We start from the raw sequence: 2,683 nt of genomic DNA on the forward strand, positions 1-2,683 counted from the left end.
AGTCAGTACTACCCCTACAAAGCGGTGTCGGCGCGTTGTTGTAGCCGCGCCGACACCGCTTTTTTAAATATCATAAAGAGAGTAAGAGAAACTAATTTTTCATAACTCTACATTTATAAAGAAAAATCAGCAAAAACTTGTTTTTGCGTGGGGTGTGGTGCTTTTGGTGGTGAGAACCACCAACCTGTTGAGCCTTTTTGTGGAGTGGGTTAAATTATTTACGGATAAAGTCACCAGAGGTGGAAAAATGAAAAAATGGATGTTAGCCATCTGCCTGATGTTTATAAATGAGATCTGCCATGCCACTGATTGCTTTGATCTTGCAGGCCGGGATTACAAAATAGATCCTGACTTACTGAGAGCAATATCATGGAAAGAATCCCGTTACCGGGTTAATGCCATCGGTATTAATCCGGTAACGGGATATGGCAGCGGACTGATGCAGGTAGATTCCCAGCATTTTAACGAACTGGCCCGCTATGGAATTAAGCCGGAACATCTGACAACAGATCCCTGCATGAACATTTATACCGGTGCTTATTATCTGGCAATAGCCTTTAAAAAATGGGGCGTCTCCTGGGAGGCCGTTGGTGCATACAATGCCGGATTCAGGAAGACCGAACGCCAGAACCAGAGACGTCTTGCCTACGCATCAGATGTTTACCGGATTTATACCGGGATAAAAAGCAGTAAAGGTATCCGGATTCCGGCCACGAAGAAATCACTTCCGGAAATTAACAGCGTGCAGAAAAATTAATCTTACAGACATTGTCAGATACCGGTTATGCCGCAAAAGCGGCATGGAAGGCCACACACAACAATATCATATGAGTGACAATACTGACTGGCCGAAGCCCCGCGAAGCGGGAACCCATCTTATATATACCCGGTAACGGCGCAGCCTCCTGCCAGACCATTTTTCGCGGGCACAATATTTACAGACAACCGGAAAGCCAGTTGATGAAATTGAGGTATATCAGACGACACAGCGATGCCGAAGAATGATAATATAAGTAAAGCCCCGAAAATTTTTCGGGGCTTTACTTATATTATCATGACTTCCACTTTCTGAACTGTTCGGCAATCACCCATAACGCCTTGTTGATTCTTATATCACCATCAATACCTGTAATGGCTCTTGTCCTAGTATTTTTCCCGGAGGCACTTCGCCCCGATAATCCACCTTTTATCATATTCTCCTAAACCCGCTGCCAGGTTGTCCAGAGATAGTTCTGTTTATCCTCCCGACGACGGGGAGTAATTATCTGTTCAGGCGTCACTGGCGTTTTATTTTCATCTTCATACCTGACCATCAGTGCAGCTCTGCCAAATAAATGTTGCTCGTCACTGTTAAGATGAATTTCTTTCATCGCCTCCATATTATCAGTGACCTTATCAAAGATACCGAGTACTTCATACGCTCCCTCGATAACCTGCCCGACAATATCACCTTTATGTGGAACGCGGATTTCGCCAAAATTATTTCTGCACACCAGGCCATTTGTGCAGACAAAACGAAAAATTCCGGGGATCATCTGATAACTGGATGAACCATCATGTGAATTAAGCAGGATAATTTCAGGAACTTCCTGCCCGTTAATATGCCCTTCCCTGCGAAGACGTAACATATGTTTACTGTATTCGCGACGTCCCAAATCATGAACCCGACTCTGACAGGCAAAGAATGGCTGGAAACCTTCATCACGTAACTTATTGATGATATTGATTGTTGGAATATACGTATAACGTTCACTCCGGGACTCATGTTTATCACCGGAAAATACCGAAGGCACGAACTGCATTAATTCATCATCCGTTAAAGGACGTTCACGGCGGATGGAATTATACCGACCAAAACGGGAAGCTAATCGCATAACAGCTACTCCTTTATGAAAGAATAAATTTAATAAAAAATTTTTCCGCGTAATATCATCCCTTCCGGTCTTTATTAACAAATTTGCAACAATCAGGAGGGGTATTCATCACATCCGGTCAGCAGATCGCCCGGATATCGAGGCCGGTACGCTTAATCTGACGCAGGAACTGTTTGAAGTGATCGGCTTCCGCAATGTTGATATGGCGGAACTGCGTATCCACACCCCGGCTGAGCGCGTAGCTATAGCTGAAGGCCATCTTTTCCGGGTGGCTTTTGCGATATTTTTTCAGCTCAGTCAGGCTGCTGAATTCCAGGACGTCCCACTCTTCCCCGGTGTTTTTTTTCTTCCCGGCAACAAGAAGCGTGTACGACGCGGTGTTAACGTGGATATTTCGGGTACTCATCCTGCTTTCTCCTCTCTCTGGTTTTCAGCCCCCATCATCTTTTGAGTTTCGGGACCCGCCGCAACGACGTGAAGCGCGGTTTGCGAAACGGCGTTGCCCCTTACATCCCGGCGGCCTTTTGCCGGGATGCCGGGAGCGCAGGCCACGGCGCGACAGAGACGGCGCGACCGGAACGGTTGCTGCAAGCCCGGGGTTTCGCGTCAGGGATGGAAGCCCGCCAGGGCGGAGACAGCTTCGCTGGCTCCGTTCACGACAGCCCGCCCCGCCAGGGGGACGCCCGGAAAAGGCATAAGCAGGAGAACAACAAAACAGACAATAATCAGGGCAGCAGTAATCAGAGTCGTAAGCGCATCATTTAAACCGTCTTTCGCCTCCCTTTCCTGTTTCCGATACTAATGTCCAT

At 47.0% G+C, this 2,683-nt stretch carries 2 protein-coding genes and 2 pseudogenes; 2 read left to right on the forward strand and 2 right to left on the reverse strand.

All coding sequences use genetic code 11. The features are described from left to right. The first annotated feature begins 154 nt into the window (after nt 1-154). Nucleotides 155-757, forward strand: coding sequence for a transglycosylase SLT domain-containing protein (locus A7090_RS25460; RefSeq protein ID WP_077764310.1), 603 nt, complete (start codon nt 155-157; stop codon nt 755-757). Nucleotides 758-1,052: 295 nt separating this feature from the next. Here the strand turns inward: A7090_RS25460 and A7090_RS25465 are convergent. Together A7090_RS25465 and A7090_RS26920 are read right to left on the reverse strand one after the other, a co-directional pair. Next, a pseudogene (locus A7090_RS25465) lies at nt 1,053-1,874 on the reverse strand (DUF932 domain-containing protein). 118 nt (nt 1,875-1,992) lie between these two features. After that, nucleotides 1,993-2,280, reverse strand: coding sequence for a hypothetical protein (locus A7090_RS26920; RefSeq protein WP_000107543.1), 288 nt, complete (start codon nt 2,278-2,280; stop codon nt 1,993-1,995). A gap of 1 nt (nt 2,281) precedes the next feature. Between A7090_RS26920 and A7090_RS26925 the strand changes: the two are divergent. Further along, a pseudogene (locus A7090_RS26925) lies at nt 2,282-2,609 on the forward strand (hypothetical protein); the annotation flags it as partial. Nucleotides 2,610-2,683: the final 74 nt, after the last annotated feature.

The sequence above is a fragment of the Escherichia sp. MOD1-EC7003 genome (genome assembly GCF_002965065.1).
Classification (GTDB): Bacteria; Pseudomonadota; Gammaproteobacteria; order Enterobacterales; family Enterobacteriaceae; genus Escherichia.

Bases quoted from the DNA above. Each gene is read 5' to 3' on its own strand.
- A7090_RS26920 (WP_000107543.1), bottom strand. From the start codon at position 2,280: ATGAGTACCCGAAATATCCACGTTAACACCGCGTCGTACACGCTTCTT.